This is a genomic window from Hymenobacter terrestris (genome assembly GCF_013377905.1).
Classification (GTDB): domain Bacteria; phylum Bacteroidota; class Bacteroidia; order Cytophagales; family Hymenobacteraceae; genus Hymenobacter; species Hymenobacter terrestris.
In genome coordinates this window covers 1-18,775 of record NZ_JABKAV010000024.1, presented here as the reverse complement: position 1 = coordinate 18,775, position 18,775 = coordinate 1, and the positions used below count along the sequence as shown (strand labels likewise).

General features: G+C 59.6%; 18 protein-coding genes and 1 tRNA gene. 15 read left to right on the top strand and 4 right to left on the bottom strand.

Going from position 1 to position 18,775, the window contains the following annotated elements; all coding sequences use genetic code 11:
• The first annotated feature begins 99 nt into the window (after window positions 1–99).
• The 5 genes from HW556_RS10005 (at window position 100) to HW556_RS09985 (ending at window position 4,560) form a co-directional block, all read left to right on the top strand.
• Window positions 100–972 (top strand): FkbM family methyltransferase, encoded by an 873-nt coding sequence (locus tag HW556_RS10005; RefSeq protein WP_176899881.1) that lies wholly within the window; start codon window positions 100–102, stop codon window positions 970–972.
• 109 nt (window positions 973–1,081) lie between these two features.
• Entirely contained in the window at window positions 1,082–2,491 is a 1,410-nt protein-coding gene (rlmD, locus tag HW556_RS10000) for a 23S rRNA (uracil(1939)-C(5))-methyltransferase RlmD (protein ID WP_176899880.1), read from the top strand.
• Window positions 2,492–2,508: 17 nt separating this feature from the next.
• A complete protein-coding gene (locus HW556_RS09995) occupies window positions 2,509–2,835 on the top strand; it encodes a DUF2185 domain-containing protein (RefSeq protein ID WP_176899879.1) in 327 nt (108 codons plus the stop codon).
• A gap of 198 nt (window positions 2,836–3,033) precedes the next feature.
• Window positions 3,034–4,155, top strand: coding sequence for an acyltransferase family protein (locus tag HW556_RS09990; RefSeq protein WP_176899878.1), 1,122 nt, complete (start codon window positions 3,034–3,036; stop codon window positions 4,153–4,155).
• Window positions 4,156–4,185: 30 nt separating this feature from the next.
• Window positions 4,186–4,560: a hypothetical protein gene (locus HW556_RS09985; RefSeq protein WP_176899877.1), complete on the top strand. Its 375-nt coding sequence runs from the start codon at window positions 4,186–4,188 to the stop codon at window positions 4,558–4,560.
• Between the two features lie 158 nt (window positions 4,561–4,718).
• On the opposite strand, the gene thiL is transcribed toward HW556_RS09985, so the two are convergent.
• The gene (thiL, locus tag HW556_RS09980) at window positions 4,719–5,741 is read right to left on the bottom strand and encodes a thiamine-phosphate kinase (protein ID WP_176899876.1); all 1,023 of its coding nucleotides are present in this window, start codon (window positions 5,739–5,741) and stop codon (window positions 4,719–4,721) included.
• Between the two features lie 246 nt (window positions 5,742–5,987).
• Between thiL and HW556_RS09975 the strand changes: the two genes are divergently transcribed.
• The 6 genes from HW556_RS09975 to HW556_RS09950 all read left to right on the top strand — a co-directional run bounded on the left by HW556_RS09975 (window position 5,988) and on the right by HW556_RS09950 (window position 10,663).
• Window positions 5,988–6,578, top strand: coding sequence for a TetR/AcrR family transcriptional regulator (locus HW556_RS09975; protein WP_176899875.1), 591 nt, complete (start codon window positions 5,988–5,990; stop codon window positions 6,576–6,578).
• Between the two features lie 155 nt (window positions 6,579–6,733).
• Complete coding sequence (gene paaA, locus HW556_RS09970) at window positions 6,734–7,723, top strand: 1,2-phenylacetyl-CoA epoxidase subunit PaaA (protein WP_176899874.1); 990 nt, start codon at window positions 6,734–6,736, stop codon at window positions 7,721–7,723.
• Between the two features lie 143 nt (window positions 7,724–7,866).
• Window positions 7,867–8,493 carry a phenylacetic acid degradation b gene (locus tag HW556_RS09965; RefSeq protein ID WP_176899873.1) on the top strand — a complete coding sequence of 209 codons (627 nt, stop codon included), beginning with the start codon at window positions 7,867–7,869 and terminating at the stop codon, window positions 8,491–8,493.
• Between the two features lie 16 nt (window positions 8,494–8,509).
• Complete coding sequence (paaC, locus tag HW556_RS09960; protein WP_218136897.1) at window positions 8,510–9,259, top strand: 1,2-phenylacetyl-CoA epoxidase subunit PaaC; 750 nt, start codon at window positions 8,510–8,512, stop codon at window positions 9,257–9,259.
• Window positions 9,260–9,403: 144 nt separating this feature from the next.
• On the top strand, window positions 9,404–9,904 hold the full coding sequence (gene paaD, locus HW556_RS09955) for a 1,2-phenylacetyl-CoA epoxidase subunit PaaD (protein ID WP_317170507.1): 501 nt from the start codon (window positions 9,404–9,406) through the stop codon (window positions 9,902–9,904).
• 168 nt (window positions 9,905–10,072) lie between these two features.
• A complete protein-coding gene (locus HW556_RS09950) occupies window positions 10,073–10,663 on the top strand; it encodes a hypothetical protein (RefSeq protein WP_176899872.1) in 591 nt (196 codons plus the stop codon).
• A 127-nt stretch (window positions 10,664–10,790) separates the two neighbouring features.
• On the opposite strand, the gene HW556_RS09945 is transcribed toward HW556_RS09950, so the two are convergent.
• Entirely contained in the window at window positions 10,791–11,216 is a 426-nt protein-coding gene (locus HW556_RS09945; RefSeq protein ID WP_176899871.1) for a hypothetical protein, read from the bottom strand.
• A gap of 261 nt (window positions 11,217–11,477) precedes the next feature.
• Window positions 11,478–11,551, bottom strand: a tRNA-Ile gene (locus HW556_RS09940).
• A 168-nt stretch (window positions 11,552–11,719) separates the two neighbouring features.
• Here HW556_RS09940 and HW556_RS09935 point away from each other — a divergent pair.
• The 3 genes from HW556_RS09935 (at window position 11,720) to HW556_RS09925 (ending at window position 14,364) form a co-directional block, all read left to right on the top strand.
• A complete protein-coding gene (locus HW556_RS09935; protein ID WP_176899870.1) occupies window positions 11,720–12,358 on the top strand; it encodes an HAD family hydrolase in 639 nt (212 codons plus the stop codon).
• Between the two features lie 25 nt (window positions 12,359–12,383).
• Window positions 12,384–13,622, top strand: a complete 1,239-nt coding sequence (locus tag HW556_RS09930; RefSeq protein ID WP_246289600.1) for a site-2 protease family protein — start codon at window positions 12,384–12,386, stop codon at window positions 13,620–13,622.
• An 85-nt stretch (window positions 13,623–13,707) separates the two neighbouring features.
• Window positions 13,708–14,364 (top strand): hypothetical protein, encoded by a 657-nt coding sequence (locus tag HW556_RS09925; RefSeq protein WP_176899869.1) that lies wholly within the window; start codon window positions 13,708–13,710, stop codon window positions 14,362–14,364.
• A 165-nt stretch (window positions 14,365–14,529) separates the two neighbouring features.
• On the opposite strand, the gene HW556_RS09920 is transcribed toward HW556_RS09925, so the two are convergent.
• Complete coding sequence (locus HW556_RS09920; RefSeq protein ID WP_176899868.1) at window positions 14,530–15,723, bottom strand: phosphoglycerate kinase; 1,194 nt, start codon at window positions 15,721–15,723, stop codon at window positions 14,530–14,532.
• A gap of 257 nt (window positions 15,724–15,980) precedes the next feature.
• On the opposite strand from HW556_RS09920, the gene HW556_RS09915 reads away from it, so the two are divergent.
• Complete coding sequence (locus HW556_RS09915) at window positions 15,981–18,746, top strand: D-alanine--D-alanine ligase family protein (RefSeq protein ID WP_176899867.1); 2,766 nt, start codon at window positions 15,981–15,983, stop codon at window positions 18,744–18,746.
• The last annotated feature ends 29 nt before the right edge of the window (window positions 18,747–18,775 follow it).

Here is an 18,775-nt window from a genome sequence, read left to right as displayed (position 1 = left end):
GCAAGCGGAAGCCCCGGCCGGGAGCACAGTACCGCGCTAAGGCCGGGGCGCGAGTCCCGATTCGCTTACTTTTGACCACCGCCTACCGAACCGCTAGCCATGTTTTTGCTGACCCTGCTAAAGCTTCCTTTTCATGTCCTGCGCTGGGCACATGTGGCCTACCGGAGCCGCTACCGGGGGCGCGAGGCCTGGGAGGTATTTCGGGTGCTGGTTGCGCTAGGGCTGAAAACCAGCCTCCGCCGGCAACCCCGCAACGGGGTGTACCGGCAGTGGCTATTTGGCTTCGATGTGGAGGGCAGCAGCTACGAGCTGCTGCTACGGCTGTTCAAGGAGCTATTCCTGACCGAACCGTACGCTTTTGATGCCCCAGCTGCGCCGGCTGCCCCACGCATCCTTGATGGGGGGGCCAACATCGGGATGGCAGTGCTGTACTTTAAACGACAATTTCCGACGGCCTACATTGTGGCTTTCGAGCCGAACCCCGAAGCCTTCCGGCTGCTGGCGCGCAACGTGGCCGCCAACCAGCTGCGCGACGTGGTGCTGCACCACGCCGCACTGGCCGCCACGGCTGGCGAGCTACCCTTCTATTACGGCTCCGACGGGGCCAGCCTTACCGGTTCGCTCCACCCGCACGCCGGCGGCGTCCGCACCGTGCAAGTGCCCGCCCACCGGCTCAGCGAAGTGCTGGCTGACACCCCTGCCTTCGACCTGCTCAAGCTTGATGTGGAGGGTGCCGAGGCCGATATTCTAGCCGATTTGGCCCAATCCGGCCGCTTGGGGCACTTCCGCCAGTACCTCATCGAGTACCATTACCCCATCGGCACCCCCGAAAGTGCGCGACTCACAACCACGCTGCAGGCTTTTGAGCAGCAGGGCTTTGCCTGGTGCGTCCGCCTGGCCCTGCCGGCCCTACCCGATTCGCAGGACCTAATTTTTCACTGCTGGCAGCGGCCGGAAACCGCTCGGGCCTGAACCGCTTCCGACCGCAAACTGCGCCCAACCGCGCTGCGCCGCCGGGGCCATTCACAAAATCCGGGCAATCCGTTAAAATCCGTGCTCATCCGTGGTCTATCTTTGCCGCGTGAGAAAATCAGTGAAGAATATCCCGGCGGAGCTGCTCCGCGAAGTCGAAATTACCGACATGGTGGCCGAGGGCAAGTGCCTGGTGCGCCGCGAGAATCTGGTTATTTTTGTGACCCAGGTAGCGCCCGGCGACGTGGTGGACCTGCGCGTGACCAAGGCCAAGAAGAACTTTCTGGAGGCCGTGCCCACCAAGTTCCACAAGTACTCTGATCTGCGCGTGACGCCGTTCTGCGAGCATTTCGGTACCTGTGGGGGCTGCAAGTGGCAACACCTGGGCTACGAAACCCAGCTCCAGTTCAAGCACCAGCAGGTGGCCGACACCTTGCAGCGCATCGGCAAGGTGGCGCTGCCCGAAATCCTGCCCATCACGCCCTCGCCCGACCAGACCTACTACCGCAACAAGCTGGAGTACACCTTCAGCCACAACGGCTGGCTGACCAACGAGCAGATTGCCAGCGGCCACGACTACGAACGGCGCGTGCTGGGCTTCCATACGCCCGGCCGCTTCGATAAGATTCTCGACGTGAACCACTGCTGGCTGCAGCCCGACCCAAGCAACCAGATTCGGTTGGCGGTGCGCGACTATGCCCTGGAACACGACTTGCCTTTCAACAACCTCGTAACCCAGGAGGGCTTCCTGCGCAACCTCATCATCCGGACGGCCAATACCGGCGACCTGATGGTGATTCTGCAGTGCTACTACGCCCACGACGCGCTGGTGCCGCTGTTGGATTTCCTGGCCGAGCGGTTCCCGCAAATCACCTCGCTCAACTACGTGCTCAACGACAAGGGCAACGAAACCTTCAACGACCTAGAGGTGGTCTGCTACAAGGGCGAGCCGCACATCCACGAGGAAATGGAGGGCCTGCGCTTCCGCGTGGGGCCGAAATCGTTCTACCAGACCAACTCGGAGGGCGCGTACAACCTCTACAAAATCACCCGCGACTTCGCCCAGCTCACCGGCTCGGAGCTGGTGTACGACCTCTACACCGGGGCTGGCACCATTGCCAACTTCGTGGCCCGGCAGGCCCGCCACGTGGTGGGCGTCGAGTACGTCGAGTCGGCCGTAAAGGACGCCTACATCAACTCCGAAATCAACGGCACCACCAACACCGAGTTCTACGCCGGCGACATGAAGGATGTGCTCAACGCCGAGTTCATCGAAAAGCACGGCCCCCCCGACGTCGTCATCACCGACCCGCCCCGCGCCGGCATGCACCCCGACGTGGTGGCCCGCCTACTCGAAATGCGCGCCCCCCGCATCGTCTACGTCAGTTGCAACCCCGGCACCCAGGCCCGGGATTTGGAGCTGCTGGATGAGGCGTACAGCGTGGTAAAAGTGCAGCCCGTAGACATGTTCCCGCATACCCACCACGTGGAGAACGTGGTGCTGCTGGAGTTGCGGTAGCATTTGTGTCTAAAAAGATGGCAGATTTTAAGATTGATTCACGGGGTTTTGAAATGCTCATTTCACATACCTGTACCTGCGCTGCCACCGACAAAATAGTTGTTGACCGTTTATCAGTTGGTTACATGCGCCGTGATGAGCCAGTGGCCGACAATGACAGCGGTTGGCAATTTCTGTGGGGATTTGAAACTGAGGAGTATTTAGACGACCTTGACAATTCTGCCCTGTACAAACTCAATACAATAGCGAACTTGGATAAGGCCATCATTCCGTATCTGGATTATCCAATTGGAACACAGTTGGAGCGTGTTGAGGGCTCTGATGAATTTATTGAGGTTGAGTAACATGGACTACACCAACGACCCCGAACTGAACGGCAAATACCTCGGCACCATCACCAAGGATTTCGCCACCGTGTCCGATACACGCCTGCCTACCATTTGGATAAAGTAGTGCTGCTGGAGCTGCGGTAGGTTACTTTCAACTCACCCTATTCCGCTTCCTCACTCGTCGGCTGGAAAACTCTTACCCTGTTTCACCCAATGCGCAGAATTACTTATCTGGATAGTGTGCGCGGCTTAGCCGCATTTGCCGTACTGATATATCACTTTATTGGCTGGCGCTGGGCCGAAACGATGGAGTTTAAATTAGGCGCTATGGTATTTAACGGCAGCGATGCTGTTTCGCTGTTTTTCGTACTTAGCGGCCTAGTATTATCCTGGAAATATTTCCATCCCGATAATTCGCAGCCTATTACCGGCGAAACTTACCGGGCCTATATCGTTAACCGGGTGGTTCGGTTATATGTGCCGTTTCTGGCGGCTCTGAGCCTTTACTACCTCTACAACCACCGCCACGAGCCGCTGGGTTTAATTGCATCCGACTTAATTAAAAACACCCATCATTGGTTCGAAGAGGCGGTGCTGATTCGGGGTAAGCACGATAGTTATATTCCGGCCTGGACGCTGGAAGTCGAAATGGCAGGGTCGGTTTTTGTGCCCTTCCTGGCCTTGCTCCTGCGATATAACCGCCAGTTGTTCATTGCACTTATGCTGGGGCTACTCGTGTTGGGGTCCGGGTTCGTGTTCTGGGCCATCCAGCACTTTTGCCTGGGTATGCTACTGGCCTATTTTTTCCACCGGATTGAACGCTACGATACCCGCCAAGCATGGTGGCACCGCATTCGCTTCTTGCTGTATGGGCTAGTTCTCGTGATGTTCTCCATCCGGCACATCACCCGCATGTTTCCCATCGGCGAAACCGGCAATTACTGGTTGGGGATGTTCCGCCTCGATCTGTTTCATTTTACTGGAGTTGCTTCGGCCCTCATGCTTGCTTACCTCATCAATAGTCCCCAGCTACAACGCTTTCTGAACGGCCGGGTATTTCTGTTTCTGGGGCGGATTTCTTACAGTCTGTACCTCGTTCACTGGTTCTTTGTGGCCTATGTTATGGACCATTGGGATAAGTTCGCCGGTAAGCTTGGCACTAATTCCAATCAAACCTTCTGGATTTTGCTGGTCGGGACAATAGCAGTGACCCTATTGGCCGCCACAGCATTCAACATCCTAATCGAGCGCCCTTCTATCCGTTGGGGTCGCCGGATTTCCGACCGCTTTACGCCTCCTTCAGTATCGATCCCTCACGCTTCGTTGCAACGATAGGAATTTACTGACCGGTAAAACAACATCATAATGGACTACACCAACGACCCCGAACTGAACGGCAAATACCTCGGTACCATCACCAAGGATTTCGCCACCGTGTCCGATACGCTCAGCGAAGCATCGTCGCAAATCCGTAAGCGTGACATTTCCAAGTACCCCATCTTCGTGTTCGCCCGCCAGGAAGTACCGCTGGGTGGCTTGCTCGTGAATGCGGATGAGTTGAACCTGGAGTGGCACGTATTCGCCAGCTACCTGGAGCTATTCGTGCAGCAGGGCATCATCAGCGAGGAAGGCATTGAGGCCTTTGCGCAAACCTACCGCGAGCCGAACGAGTACTGCTGCCTGTTCGTGCTCGACGAGGAGTTCACCAACTTCGTCTACATTCCTTATCCCGAGGATTGACCGTCATTGCGAGCAGCGCGAAGCAATCCGTGCGAGCAACACGACAAATTAAATAAAGCACAAAGCCCCTGACGCCAGCAAGGACGTCAGGGGCTTTGTGATTGCCAGAATTAAGCGCTCTTGACAAGCAGATTGCTTCGCGCTGCTCGCAATGACGGCTAGCCAAAGTGATTGAACCCTTGGGCCCTTAACGGCACGGGCTGGCCGGCTTTGGTGATGAGGTTGGCGCCTTCACTCTTTTCGACCATGTGGCCGATGATGGTGATATCGGGGTGGTTTTTGAGCTTGGCGTGGTCGGCGAGCGGGACGGTGAAGAGCAGTTCGTAATCTTCGCCACCGTTGAGCATGCACATGATGGGGTCGAGGTTGAACTCGTTGGCCACTTCGAGCGTGGGGTTGGCGATGGGCAGGTTTTCGGTGAAGATGCGCGCCCCGGTGCCACTAGCCTGGCACAGGTGCAGTACCTCGGAAGCCAGCCCGTCCGACACGTCAATCATGCTGGTGGGTACTACGCCCAGCTCGCGTAGCTCGTGGATAACGTCCATGCGGGCCTCGGGGCGCAGCTGGCGCTGGAGCACGTAGGGGTACTTGTCGAGTTCGGGCTGGGATTCGGGGTCGGCCTGCCAGACCTGCTTTTCGCGCTCCAGCACCTGCAGGCCCAGGTAGGCCCCGCCCAGGTCGCCAGTTACGCACAGCAAATCGTTGGGGCCGGCCCCGCTACGGCGCACGGCTTTGCCCGCTTCCGCCTGGCCCAGGGCCGTTACGCTGATGGTGAGGCCGGCGCGGCTGCCGGTGGTGTCGCCACCCACCAAATCAACGTTATAGGCTTCGCAGGCCAGCTTTACGCCTTCGAACAGCTCCTCTACCGCTTCCACTGTGAAGCGGGGTGGGATGCTGACCGCCACCACAATCTGGGTGGGCACCGCGTTCATGGCGGCAATATCCGAGACGTTGACGGCCACGGCCTTGTAGCCCAGGTGCTTGAGCGGGCAGAACGTGAGGTCGAAGTGCACGCCTTCGGTCAGCAGATCGGTGCTGATAACTAATTCCTGCCCGGCGGCCGGGGCCAGAATGGCTGCGTCGTCGCCGATGCCGAGGATGGTGCTGGGCTGGGTGAGTTCCACAGTTTGCTGGATGCGGCCAATGAGGCCGAACTCGCCTACTTCATCGAGAGGGGTCATAAATCGTTGATTTTCGCTGATTTTTCCGGCGCGTATACTGCTACCAACGGCGCGGGGCCGCCGGGTGGCGGGTCTGCAAAGGTACGCGGTAGGGCCAAGTGCGCTGTGAACTGGCAGCTACCGTTGCCCAACGCCCTGACTGTTTGCAAAATAGTCGGCATGACCGGACAAACTTTTCTTTGCTAACGAACGTTAGGATTAGTACATTTGATTCTCGCTCCTCCCCCTCCCTTCCCACCCACCTATATGGAAACCGCCCAGCTTTCACGCAAAGACCAGATTGACCAGACGGCTACCGCTCTGTTCCGCACCCGCGGCTTTGCGGCCACGAGCATGCGCGAACTAGCCGCCGCGCTGGGCATGGAAGCGGGCAGCATTTATTCGCATATCCGGAGCAAAGAGGAGCTGCTGCACCGCATCTGCTTCCGGCTGGCCGAAGAGTTCTTTGCCGGTTTCGACCAAGCCTCCGCCGACGACGCCCTGCCAGCTGCCCCACGTCTGCGCCGGGCCGTGGAAAGCCACGTGCGGGTGCTCACCACCGATGTGGCCGCTTCAGCCGTGTTTCTGCACGAGTGGCGGCACCTTTCCGAGCCCGCCCGCACCGAGTTTCTGGCCTTGCGTGAGCGATACGAAGCCGGTTTCCGGGAGTTGATTGCCGAGGGTGCCGCCGCTGGCGAACTGTACGCCCCCGACCCGGCCTTTGCCGCCCTTACGCTGCTGGCCTCCCTCAACTGGCTGCCCAGCTGGTACCGCCCCGGCGGTTCGTTTACGCCTCCCGACATTGCCCACCGCCTCGCCAACCAGCTTCTTTTCGGGCTGGAAGTACGGGGAAATTAGAAGTGAGAGAACGTCATTCAGAGCGCAGCGAAGAATCTCACTCTCATTCTTTAAATGATGACTGTTCTAATGAATTCATGCGAGATTCTTCGCTGCGCTCTGAATGACGTTCTTTTAAATACCAAACACCCACTACCAACCTAAATCCCACCAACATGTACGGTTCCGCTTCCACCCACGATATTCCAACCCAGGCTACTACCGGCCTCGAAAACGAAGACCCGATTCTGCTGGCCGAATTTGAGGCCCGCATTGCCCGGGGCGAGAAAATCGAGCCCACCGACTGGATGCCCCAGCTCTACCGCAAGCAGCTCACGCGTATGATTGAGCAGCATGCGCACTCCGAAATCATCGGCTCGCTGCCCGAGGGCACCTGGATTACCCGCGCCCCCGGCTTCCGCCGCAAAATGGCCCAGATGGCCAAGGTACAGGATGAGGTGGGCCACGCCCAGTTGCTGTATTCGGCTGCCGAAACGCTAGGCAAAACCCGCGAGCAAATGCTGTCGGACCTGGTGAATGGCAAGAGCAAGTATAGCAACGTCTTCAATTACCCCACCCCTACCTGGGCCGACTCGAACGTGATTTCGTGGTTGATTGACGCCGGCGCCATCGTAAACCAGATGGCCAACGCCAAGGGCAGCTACGGCCCTTACTGCCGCGCCCTCGACCGGATTTGCGCTGAAGAAGCCTTCCACCTCAAGTACGGCCACGACGCCGTGGTACACATGGCCACCGGCACGCCCATTCAACGGAAGATGATGCAGGAGGCCCTCAACCGCTGGTGGCCCGCCATCATGACCTTCTTCGGCCCGTCGGATAAGATGAGCACGCACACCGAAATCCTGATGCGCTGGAAGGTGAAGATGGCCACCAACGACGCCTGCCGCCAGCAGTTCTTGGATATGTACGTGCCCAAGATTTGGGAAATCGGCCTGACCCTGCCCGACGCCAACCTGCGCAAGAATGAGGACGGCGTATGGGAGTTCTCGGAGCCCGATTGGGAAGATTTCAAGCGCGTAATCAACGGAGACGGCCCCTGCAATGCCGAGCGCATTGCCGTGCGCCGCGCCGCCGAGGAAAACGGTGCCTGGGTACGCCGCGCCATGCAGCAGCCCAAGGCCCAGTACGTTCGCCCGCTGGCGTAAGCTGATAGAATGAACGTCATGCTGAGCGCAGCCGAAGCATCTCTATCGCTTCGCTGAACAACTGTAACGAAGCGGTAGAGATGCTTCGGCTGCGCTCAGCATGACAGTTTGTTATTCCTTCAACTTCCTAACTCTCCCTCCCTTTGCTTTTCTCCTTCGACCCGCGCATCAGCCGGCTGGAACTGCCCGAGGCGCCTTCGCTTCCGACCGATAAGGTAGCGCTGGACCAGTTTCCGACCTACGAGGTGTTTCACCAGCGCAAAGAAAACGCGGCCTACGCCTACGTAGGCCCGGTTCATGCGCCCGAAGCCGACGTGGCCTTTCTGTTTGGAAAGGAGCAGTTCAGCCGCCGCTTTCCGTGCACTGGCATGTGGGTGGTACTCACCAGCAACATCCGGGTAACCGAGTACGGCGACGACCAGCAGTCGGTGTACGACCGGCTGCCATTGCTGCCCGCCGACGAGCTGGGCACGGCCGATGCCGCCGACTTAGAAGCCTACGATATTTTCCACCTGAAAAAGCGTGGCAAGGCCCACGCCCACGTGGGGCAGGTGCAGGCCGCCTCGCCCGAAGCGGCGCTGCAGGCCGCCAAAGCCGCTTTCGGCGACCAGCGCCCGGTAGTGAATGTGTGGGTGGTGCGCAGTGCCGACCTGCTGCGCTCCGACGAGGCCGACCGCGACATGTGGACAACCACGCCCGACAAGAAGTACCGCGAAGCCATTGCCTATAAAGTGCAGGACCGTATCGACCGGTTCAAGCAGGAAGGATAATCAGCATACCGACATTATGGACCCGAAGCTCGACCTACTTTACCGCCTCGCCGACGACCAGCTGATCCTGGGCCACCGCAACTCCGAATGGAACGGCCTGGGCCCGATTTTGGAAGAAGACATTGCTTTTTCGAGTATGGCCCAGGACAAGCTGGGCCACTCGCTGCAGTTGTACATGCTGCTGCACGAGTTGGGCGAAGCCGAGCCCGACACGGTGGCCTTCACTCGCAACACGCCCCAGTTCCACTGCTGCCAGCTCACGGAGCTGCCCATCGGCGAGTACGATTTCAGCCTGATCCGGCACTTCCTGTTCGACCACGCCGAGTTGCTACGCTTCGAGGCGCTGGCCGACAGCTCGTACGAACCGCTGGCACTAGTGGCCCGCAAGGTGAAGGGCGAGTTGAAGTACCATGTGCTGCACGCCAACACCTGGGTGAAGCGCTTGGGTACGGCCACCGAGGAGGCCATTACGCGCATGCAGGCGGCCCTGGAATTCACGCTTCCCTATGCGCTGGGCATCTTCGAAACCACCGAAGCCGAGCCGGAAATCATCAGTAGTGGCCTATTCATTGGGGAAATGGAGCTGCAACGCCGCTGGGAGGAGAGCATCAGCAAAGTGCTGGCCCAAACCGCCCTCACGCTGCCCGACCTGCGCTTGCTGACGCCCGTATCCGGCGGCCGCTACGGCCAACACACCGAGCATCTGCAACCACTACTCGACGAAATGGCCGAAGTATTCCGCCTTGACCCTACGGCCGATTGGTAAAATGAGAATAGTTGAGTGAAAGACACGGTCATGCTGAGCGAAGCCGAAGCATCTCTACCGCTTCGTTGCGGTAAAAATTCACCGAAGCGGTAGAGATGCTTCGGCTTCGCTCAGCATGACCGTTCTGAGAATTATCTTCATCCTATGACTCGTTCTATGCCCACCACCGAAGCCCAGATTCTTGACTGGTTGCAAGCCGTAACCGACCCCGAAATTCCAACGATTTCGCTCGTGGACCTCGGCGTTATTCGGGAGGTGCGACTGGAGGAGGACGGCGGCGTGTACGTGCGCCTGACGCCCACCTTCGCCGGCTGCCCGGCCATGGATTACATGCGCCGCGACGTGGAAACGACCCTCAAGGCCCACGGTATTCCGCGCGTCACCACCGAAATTAGTCTGCGCGACCCGTGGACGTCGGATATGGTGACGGACCGGGGCCGCGAGGGCCTGCGCCGCCACGGACTGGCCACGCCACCCAAGCTCAACGGCGGCCTGCTCGACCTCGATATTCTGGAGTACGCCGAGTGCCCGCGCTGCCATACCACCAACACGGAGCTGCGCACGCCCTTTGGGGCCACGCTTTGCCGCGCCGTGCATTATTGCAACGACTGCCGCCAGATCTTCGAGCAGTTCAAGCCGATTTAGTGATTGGTACGGGCTCAGACAGAGAAGAACTTCATGCTGAGCCCAACCGAATCATTACTATCACCGAGTTTTTAAACAGCTTCAGATACTAAAGCGTTTTTTCTCCAGTTGCGGGAAAGATTTTGCCCACCTCTTCGTTGGGGGCTTATTCGCTTTTTCTCTTTTTTTATGATGCGTTTTGTCGCGCTATTGCTGGCCTTGGGTTTGCTGATGGCCAGTTGTAATCGTACGCCGGCTCCCCTCGACCCGGCTTCGGCCCAAGCCGTGAAGGTCCAGCTCAATATTCTGCGCGATACGGTAGCGGCCCGCTGGAGCGAGATGCAGCTGTCCGACGATGGCAAGCAGCGTGCTACCAAACAACTACTGCGGGAGCTAAGCGGCTTGCCGGGCACCGACCGCGCCGCTCTGGCCCGCCTGCAATACGCCAACGACCGGTTGCCAGCCCGCCGCTACACCCAGCAAAGTATGGCTGATTCGGACCTGATTGATGCGTATGATACGGCGCAGGATTCGCTGTTGCGGGCCGTGTACGGCCTCGTACCGGTGCCCACTGCGCCTACTGTGGAGGCAACGCCGGTCCTGATGCTAACCGGGCAGATTCAGGAGGCCGATGCGGAACTGGTAGGTTTCCGCTCGCGCTACGATCAGGCGGCTATGCGCTTCAACAACTACCTGCAGCTGCACCAAGATGATATCCGGCAGCTGGGCGGCAAATACACCAGCTTGCAGCCTCTGCCGCTGTTCACGCTGCAGAACTAACCAGCAGTTGAGCTGGCTGAAGAGAACAGCAACCGATTGAACATAATAAGCACTGACCTTAGTAAGCAGTTGCCATAGCAGTACGTAGCCAATGCTGCGGAGGGAGCTGCATGGGCTAGCAAGCTGTTCAAGACATCGAAACGGCTTCAATGCGTAGCCATTCAATAGCCGCACTTTCTTCCGTGAACCGCTCGCCAACGAACGGTTTGCCCTCGAAGTAAGACTGGGGAGGAAAAGCCGAGTCGGCGGCCGCATCACGCAGGTATATGGGGGCCAGCAGGTAGGCCAGCTTGGTCCGGCCGCCTAGTGCAGGTCCGAGGCGAGGCAGCAGGTCGCTTATCATCCAGTGCGCCCCCACCTGGTGAGTGTTGTATCGGCGACGTACATCAATCAGCCAATGGCGGCAGGTTTTGGCCTGACTGGCAGTCAGTATCTGTTCGTAGCCAGCCTGTAACTCGGGCAGATTGACTGGCCGGAACCAACGGGCGACCAGAACCCCCAAATCGGCCCGGTAGCTGATATCCAGGAAATCGTTGACCTCAAGCTGACTCATGTGTAGGGCTCGGAAATGAATTTATAAAGCCTTTGCAAAGCAAGCCAGACTCGATCTTAAAAACTATTGACAAAGCCGGCAACTACCATCAGCCCGCTATGCTCGGCATAACAGCTACTCGACTTTACAGATAAGTTTTTGTTAAAAAAGGCAAGCAGCAGAAGTAGCCAGGAGGAAAGCATCTTCTTGCGTCCGTTGCTCTTTATTAAAAGATATACCCCTGTAAAAAACTGATAGTCAGTTAATTACAGGGGTATAAGGTGGGCCCAACTGGAATCGAACCAGTGACCTATTGATTATGAGTCAATTGCTCTAACCAATTGAGCTATAGGCCCGTTGCCTACTCAACTGCCGGGGCGGTTGGTTTCAGCCCTGCAAACTTCGACTTTTGCGGTTGGATTTGCAATTTTTTATCCGGCAAAGCTGCCGATTAGCCGTGTTATGCGGATGGCAGCCAGCCTTACCGCCCGGCCCTGCGGCCGCCCCTGCTTCGCTTTAACTGTATGGCCCAGAAACTTCCCCACCTGCTGTTCGATTTCGGCGGCGTCATCATTAATATCGACTACAACCGCACCCTGGAGGCCATGCGGGCCCTCGGCAGCGGCATTGAGTTCACGCAGGCAGCCCAGGCCGAGCTGTTCGACCAGCTGGAAACCGGCCAGATTTCGGCAGCTGAATTTCGGGACGGGCTGCGCGAACATTACGGTTTGCAGGCCACCGATGCGCAACTCGACAATGCCTGGCACGCCATGCTGCTCGACGTACCAGCCGAGCGGCTGGCGCTGATAGCCGATTTGCGCCGCCAAGGCTACCAAACGGCCTTGCTCTCCAACACCAACCACCTGCACATCACGGAAATCAACCGGCGGCTACAGGCGCAGTACGGCCTGCAGAACGGTATTGCTGACTGCCTCGACCGGGTATTTTACTCGCAGGAAGTGGGTTTGCGCAAGCCAGGCGAGGAAATCTTCCGGCACGCGCTGCGCGAAATGAACTGGGAGGCCGCCGATACGTTGTTTATCGAAGACAGCCCCCAGCACATAGCAACGGCCCACCGGCTGGGGCTTCACACGCTTTTCCTGACTCCGCCCCTTACCTTGCAGGACGCCCTGCCCGCCGCCATCCGTGCCTTTTCCGCCTGAGCCAACTCCGCCATCTGAACCCCTGTTGCCCCTGCCGTTTCCCGACGCGGCCGGGCCACCCGCCTTCACAGCTGCCGAGGCTGCAGCCGATGCCCGGCTGGTATTCCGGCGCTACGAGCGGCCGCCCTGGCCCCGGCCAGCCCGCTACGGCCTGCACCTACTGCTGTTTCTGGTTACCCTGCTCACTACCACGCTGGCGGGTGTAACGCTGGCGAACAACCGGTTTCTATCCGACTATTTTCTGCCGTTCGAACTGCTGGCGCAGCCATTGGCACAGGTGTGGGTGGCGCTGAAGCCGGGGCTGTGGTACGCGGTGCCGTTTCTGGCGGTACTAACGGTACACGAGTTCGGGCATTACTTTACGGCCCGCTACAACCGCATCGGGGCCACGCTGCCCTACTTTATTCCGTTGCCGCTGGGCTTCGGCACGTTTGGGGCGGTTATCCGCATCAAGGACCAGATTCATTCGCGGCGCGAGTTTTTCGATGTGGGCTTGGCCGGGCCGCTGGCCGGCTTCGTGGTGGCCGTGGGCGTGCTCTGGTACGGCCTCACCCACCTGCCGCCGTTGGAGTACCTGTTCCAGATTCATCCCGAATTGCGGCAGTACGGGGCTGAATACGGCCGCTACGCCTACCAGAACATGTCGGCCGGCAGTATCGTCACGCTCGGGCAGCCGCTGCTGTTTCGGGCCATGGCCGCGTTGCTGGCCAACCCGGCGCTGTTGCCGCACCCGTACGAGCTGCTGCACTACCCGGTGCTGGTGGCGGGCGTGTTCTCGCTGTTCTTCACGGCCCTCAACCTGCTGCCCATTGGCCAGCTCGATGGCGGCCACATTGTGTACGGGCTGCTGGGGCCGCGCCGGGCGGCGCGGGTGTCCATTATGCTGTTTGTAGCCTTCATTTTCTACGCCGGGCTTGGCCTGTTCACCCTGAACACCAGCACCGACGACTGGCTGACCTGGGGCCTGCCCTACGCGCTGTACCTGTGGGTGGTACTGCGCCGGGCGGTGCCCACGGCCCGGCGGGCGCTGCTGTTGGGGGCCTCGGTGTGGCTGGGGCAAATAGCACTGGCCTCCGGCTTTGCCGACCTCCAGGGAAACCCCGGCTGGCTGCTGTTCGGGTTGCTGCTGGCCCGCGCCACCGGTATTTTCCACCCGCCCGCCCCCGACGAGCGGCCCCTTTCGGCGGGCCGTAAGGTGCTGGGCTGGCTGATGCTGCTTATTTTTGTGCTTTGCTTCGCGCCGTCGCCCATTATCATTCAGTAAACCTCCTTCACACATTCGGCTTGGAAGGCTTAACCCGGATTCCTGGCGCTGCCCGGAACATCAGGTTTATCGGTTTTTTAGTTAAATGAGTATCCCCCAATTCTCCCAAACGCATATTTTCCGGGGCTCTTCGCTGCTGCTGCTGCGCCAGCACGGCCTGTACGTGAGCCAGCGCCGCCGCAACGGCACAGCCTGGCTCGAAACGGAGATTCCGTATGAGGAACTGCTGCCCGTAGATCTGGAATACGCCGCGCCACAGCCGGTGCGGCTGCCGCCTTCGTGGCTGTGGCTGCTGGTCTGGTTCGCGTTTCAGGGCATAAGCCAGCTCGTTACCGACAAGGCCGGAGAGCCTGTGCCACCCAAAATGTGGGCCGCCGGCCTGGGCTTTTTGCTGGGCCTGGGCGGGCTGTGGCTGGCGCGCCGCTACTTCGGGCGCACCGCTACGCTGGCCACCAACCGCATCCGCCTGAGCCTGCACGACCGACCCGGGCAGCGCGCCGCCCTCGAAACCTTTACCGAGGCGCTACGCCTGCGCGCCCATGCCTACCTGCGCGAGGAGTACGCCCAGGTTAATCCGCTCGGCCCCATCGAGCTGCAGCTGCACCGCCTGCACTGGCTCCACAACCTTGAGGTGCTGAGCGAGCCTGAACTACGCATTCTCAGCACCCGCCTCACCGGCCGCCCCTCCCTAGAGCCCCTCAACCTCATGGGCATGGACTTGGAAACGCCTTATTTGAACTAAAGAGTCTATCGGCACGACGTAGGGGCGGGGCTTTCCCCCCCCCCTACGGTGCCCCCCCTAATCTGATTTAAGCAAAAGTGAGAGGGGGGACTTTCGTGCTGACACCACAATTTGTGACATCAGCACGAAAATCTCCCCTCTCACTTTTTGGTACTCACTGCTAACTTATTTTGCTTCCAGCGCCGCTACGCCAGGCAGCTCCTTGCCTTCCATGTACTCCAGCAGCGCGCCGCCGCCGGTGCTGATGTAGCTCACCTGATCGGCAAAACCGAGCTGGTTGACGGCCGCGGCCGAGTCGCCGCCGCCGATGAGGCTGAAGGCGCCCGACTCGCGGGTAGCATCGGCAATGGTTTGGGCTACGGCCGTGGTGCCTTTGGCGAAGGTGGGCAACTCGAACACGCCCATCGGGCCGTTCCAGAGGATGGTTTTCGACTTACTGATTACCTCGGTGAAGGCCTTGATGGAATCGGGGCCGAGGTCGAGGCCGAGCCAGCCGTCCGGAATCTGGTCGTTGGCGGCTACTTTGGTTTCGGCGTCGTTGGCGAATTTGTTGGCAATGAGGCTGTCGGTGGGCAGCAGGAGGTTCACGCCTTTGGCCTTGGCTTTCTCGATGAGCTCCAGCGCCAGGGGCATCTTGTCTTCTTCGAGCAGTGAGCTGCCGATGCTGCCGCCCTGGGCTTTGGCAAACGTGTAGGCCATACCGCCGCCGATGAGCAGGTTGTCCACCTTGTCGAGTAGCTTCTCGATAATGAGAATTTTGTCGGAGATTTTGGCACCGCCCATGATGGCCGTGAAGGGGCGCTCGGCTTGCTCCAGCACCTTTTTGGCGTTGTCCAGCTCACTCAACAGCAGATAGCCGCCCACGCGGTCGGCGGCCGCGAAGCTTTCGGCCATAACGGCCGTGGAGGCGTGGCGGCGGTGCGCCGTGCCGAAGGCATCGTTCACGTACACGTCGCCCAGTTTGGCCAGTTTGGCCGCGAAATCGGCGTCGCCCTCCTCTTCTTCCTTGTAAAAACGCACGTTCTCGACCAGCAGCACCTGGCCGGGCTGCAGGTTTTCAGCCTGCTCCTCGGCCTTCAGCGCATCATCGGCAAACTGCACTTCCTGGCCGTACTCCTGGCTGAGGCGGCTTACAATGTGGCGGAGCGAAAACTTGTCTTCGGGGCCACTTTTAGGCCGGCCCAGGTGCGAGAACAACACCACGGAACCGCCGTCGGCCAGAATCTTCTTGATGGTGGGCGTGGCGGCCCGGATACGGGTGTCGTCGGTGATGGTGAAGTCTTTGGCTAGCGGCACGTTGAAATCAACGCGCACCACGGCGCGCTTGCCGGCGAAGTTATACTGATCGAGGGTTTTCATGGAATGGGAATAAGGTTGGCTTGGGGCGAAGGTAAGGCTTTGGGGGATGAAGGAAAATACGCAGAACGTCATTCTGAGCGCAGCGAAGAATCTCGCGTGCCACAGTAATTCCCGATATCAGAGTTGGTATAGCAATGTCAGCACGCGAGATTCTTCAACTCCGCTCCGCTTCGCTCAGAATGACCTGTTCTTTTTGTTTCGATCTTCCCCTCTTCACCTTTCCCCCCATCCTCCCAAACCCGTACCTTTGCCCTTGTATGAAAATAGGCATCTTCTTTGGCGGCCCGTCGCGGGAGCGGGAAATCAGTTTTGCGGGTGGCCGCACGGTGTACGACAACCTCGACAAGGCCCTGTTTGAGGCCGTGCCGGTATTTGTTGACAGCAGCGGCAACTTCATCCTGCTGAATTGGGAGTTCATTTACAAGGGCACCATTCGCGACTTCTACCCACCTGTTTCGGCGCTGCCGGCCAGCACTGTGCCGGTGCAACTCTACTTTGAGAGCCTGGGCGAGCTGAGCTTGGAGGAGCAGGACAGCATTATAAGTGAAGTGGGCCGCCGCTTGGAACCCCGCGAGCTAAGCCAGCTCATCGACTTCGCTTTCCTGGCCCTGCACGGGCCAAGCGGCGAAGATGGGGCCATTCAGGGCCTGCTGGAGTGGTACGGCATCCCGTATTCGGGCTCCGGCATTTTGCCCTCGGCTTTCGGTATCGATAAGGTTGCCCAGAAGAAGCTGCTCAAGGCCCTGGGGCAACCCACGCCCGATTTCCGGCTGATTACGGCCGAAGACTGGGACGCGGCCGCCCCGCAGGCCACGCTGGATTACCTGGTGCGCGAATTGGGTTTGCCGCTGGTTTTCAAGGCCCCACGCCAGGGTAGCAGCATCGGTATCAGCATTCTGCGCGAAGCCGATGTAGTGCAGTTCGCCACTGCCATTGAGCGCAGCCTGTTCCGCAAAACCGTTACGCAAGCCGAGTGGCAGGGCTTGAGCGATGCTCAGAAAATCAGCTGGCTCCAGCGCCTCGTGGATATCCGCGACGGTATTGGCCTACCCGTTGTTTTGTCTTCAACTGATAGCTTGGAGCTGTTGGCTGTTAGCTCGCCGTTGAACGAAGCCAACAGCTCTGCCGAAAGCAACCCAAAAATCATTTATCGGCCCGAAGAGCTGTTGCATGCGCTGAATGAGCGGCTGGCGGCGGCCGAAAGCGTACTGCTGACGAGTGTGGAAGGCGAAACGCAGGTGCTGGTGGAGAGCTTCGTGCAGGGGCGCGAGTTCTCGTGCATCGTGGTGGAAGATGCCAACGGCCAGCCGCTGGCGTTGCCGCCCACCGAGATTGTGAAGGGCGACGAAATGTTCGATTACCGCTCGAAATACCTGCCGGGTCTGGCTCGCAAAATCACGCCCATCGACCTGCCCGAGACGTGCATTCAGGCCATCCGCGACGCCTGCGAAACCATATTTCGCACCTTCGGCTTCCAGGTGTATGCCCGCCTCGATGGCTTCATTCAGGCCGATGGCACCCTTTTCCTCAACGACCCGAACACGACCTCGGGAATGCTGCCGGCTTCGTTCTTCTTCCACCAAGCGGCCGAAATCGGACTCAATCCGAGCCAGTTTCTCACTTACCTGATTCGCACCTCGCTGTCGGCGCGACGGCGTGGCGGGTTGCGGCCGGTTAAGCTGGCGGCCCTGCTGGCCCGCCTCGATGCAGCCGTAGCGGCGCGGGCAGCGGGCGAGCAGGCCCGTATCCGGGTGGCCGTAATTATGGGCGGCTATTCTTCCGAGCGGCACATTTCGGTGGAGAGCGGGCGCAACATTTACGAGAAGCTCAGCTCCAGCGTCAAGTACGAGCCAGTGCCAGTGTTCCTGACCGGCAGCAGCGCCGATTTCCGGCTGTATGTGCTGCCCATCAACGTGATGCTCAAGGACAACGCCGACGACATCCGCGAGAAAATCGAGCACCACGAGGCCGGCCACGAAATGCACCCGATTCTGGAGCGCATCCGCCGCGAGGCCCAGGGCATCACGAGCACCTACGCCGGGCCGGCAGCTACCCAGCCGCAGCGGGTAACATTCGATGAGCTGGCCGGCATGGTCGATGAGGTGTTCATTGCTCTGCACGGCCGCCCCGGCGAAGATGGGGCGCTGCAGCAGCAGCTGGAGCAGTTCGGGCTGCCCTACAATGGCTCGGGCGTGGCCAGTAGCCAAGTCACCATCAACAAGTTCGACACCAACCGCCGCTTGCGCGAAGCTGGCCTGCGGGTGGCCGAGCACCGCATGGCCGCCCGCCTGGAGTGGGCCGCCGACTCCGAAAGCTTCTTCCGCGGCCTCGAAATGCAGTTCCCCTACCCCTTCATCGCCAAGCCCGCCGACGACGGCTGTTCCTCAGCGGTAAAGAAAATCAAGACTCGCGCGGAGCTGGAGGCCTTCACCCGCCTCATTTTCCGCGACCAGGAGGAGTTGATGCCCGCCGAAGCTACCACGCTCAGCCTAGGCTTCAAGGAGGAATTCCCGCGCAAGGAGGCCTTTTTGGTGGAAACGCTGATTGACCGCGACGGAGCGGCGCACTTCCTGGAAGTAACCGGCGGCCTGCTAACACATTGGGGGCCGAATGGCGAGCTGGAAATTGAGATTTTCGAGGCCTCCGAGGCGCTGGCCACGGGCGAGGTGCTGAGTCTGGAGGAGAAGTTTCTGGCCGGCGAAGGCCAAAACATCACCCCCGCCCGCTACGCGACTGAGGCTACCGAGCGGCAGCGCATTTCGGAGGAAGTGAAGCGGGAGCTGCGCCAGGTGGCCGAAATTCTGCATATCCAGGGCTACGCCCGCATCGACGCCTTTGTACGAGTGCGCGATAATGGGGCTGTAGAGGTGCTGATTATCGAGGTGAACTCGCTGCCCGGCATGACGCCCGCCACCTGCATCTTCCACCAAACGGCCCTGGCCGGCTATACGCCCTATCAGTTCATCGACCGGATTCTGGAGTTCGGCAAGCAGCGCACAGCGCAGATGACGTTGGCTGACTGACCGATGTAGGGGCGGCGGGTGGCTCCTCC

Bases quoted from the DNA above. Each gene is read 5' to 3' on its own strand.
- HW556_RS10005 (WP_176899881.1), top strand. From the start codon at position 100: ATGTTTTTGCTGACCCTGCTAAAGCTTCCTTTTCATGTCCTGCGCTGG.
- HW556_RS09995 (WP_176899879.1), top strand. From the start codon at position 2,509: ATGGCAGATTTTAAGATTGATTCACGGGGTTTTGAAATGCTCATTTCA.
- HW556_RS09990 (WP_176899878.1), top strand. From the start codon at position 3,034: ATGCGCAGAATTACTTATCTGGATAGTGTGCGCGGCTTAGCCGCATTT.
- HW556_RS09985 (WP_176899877.1), top strand. From the start codon at position 4,186: ATGGACTACACCAACGACCCCGAACTGAACGGCAAATACCTCGGTACC.
- thiL (WP_176899876.1), bottom strand. From the start codon at position 5,741: ATGACCCCTCTCGATGAAGTAGGCGAGTTCGGCCTCATTGGCCGCATC.
- HW556_RS09975 (WP_176899875.1), top strand. From the start codon at position 5,988: ATGGAAACCGCCCAGCTTTCACGCAAAGACCAGATTGACCAGACGGCT.
- paaA (WP_176899874.1), top strand. From the start codon at position 6,734: ATGTACGGTTCCGCTTCCACCCACGATATTCCAACCCAGGCTACTACC.
- paaC (WP_218136897.1), top strand. From the start codon at position 8,510: ATGGACCCGAAGCTCGACCTACTTTACCGCCTCGCCGACGACCAGCTG.
- paaD (WP_317170507.1), top strand. From the start codon at position 9,404: ATGACTCGTTCTATGCCCACCACCGAAGCCCAGATTCTTGACTGGTTG.
- HW556_RS09950 (WP_176899872.1), top strand. From the start codon at position 10,073: ATGATGCGTTTTGTCGCGCTATTGCTGGCCTTGGGTTTGCTGATGGCC.
- HW556_RS09945 (WP_176899871.1), bottom strand. From the start codon at position 11,216: ATGAGTCAGCTTGAGGTCAACGATTTCCTGGATATCAGCTACCGGGCC.
- HW556_RS09935 (WP_176899870.1), top strand. From the start codon at position 11,720: ATGGCCCAGAAACTTCCCCACCTGCTGTTCGATTTCGGCGGCGTCATC.
- HW556_RS09925 (WP_176899869.1), top strand. From the start codon at position 13,708: ATGAGTATCCCCCAATTCTCCCAAACGCATATTTTCCGGGGCTCTTCG.
- HW556_RS09920 (WP_176899868.1), bottom strand. From the start codon at position 15,723: ATGAAAACCCTCGATCAGTATAACTTCGCCGGCAAGCGCGCCGTGGTG.
- HW556_RS09915 (WP_176899867.1), top strand. From the start codon at position 15,981: ATGAAAATAGGCATCTTCTTTGGCGGCCCGTCGCGGGAGCGGGAAATC.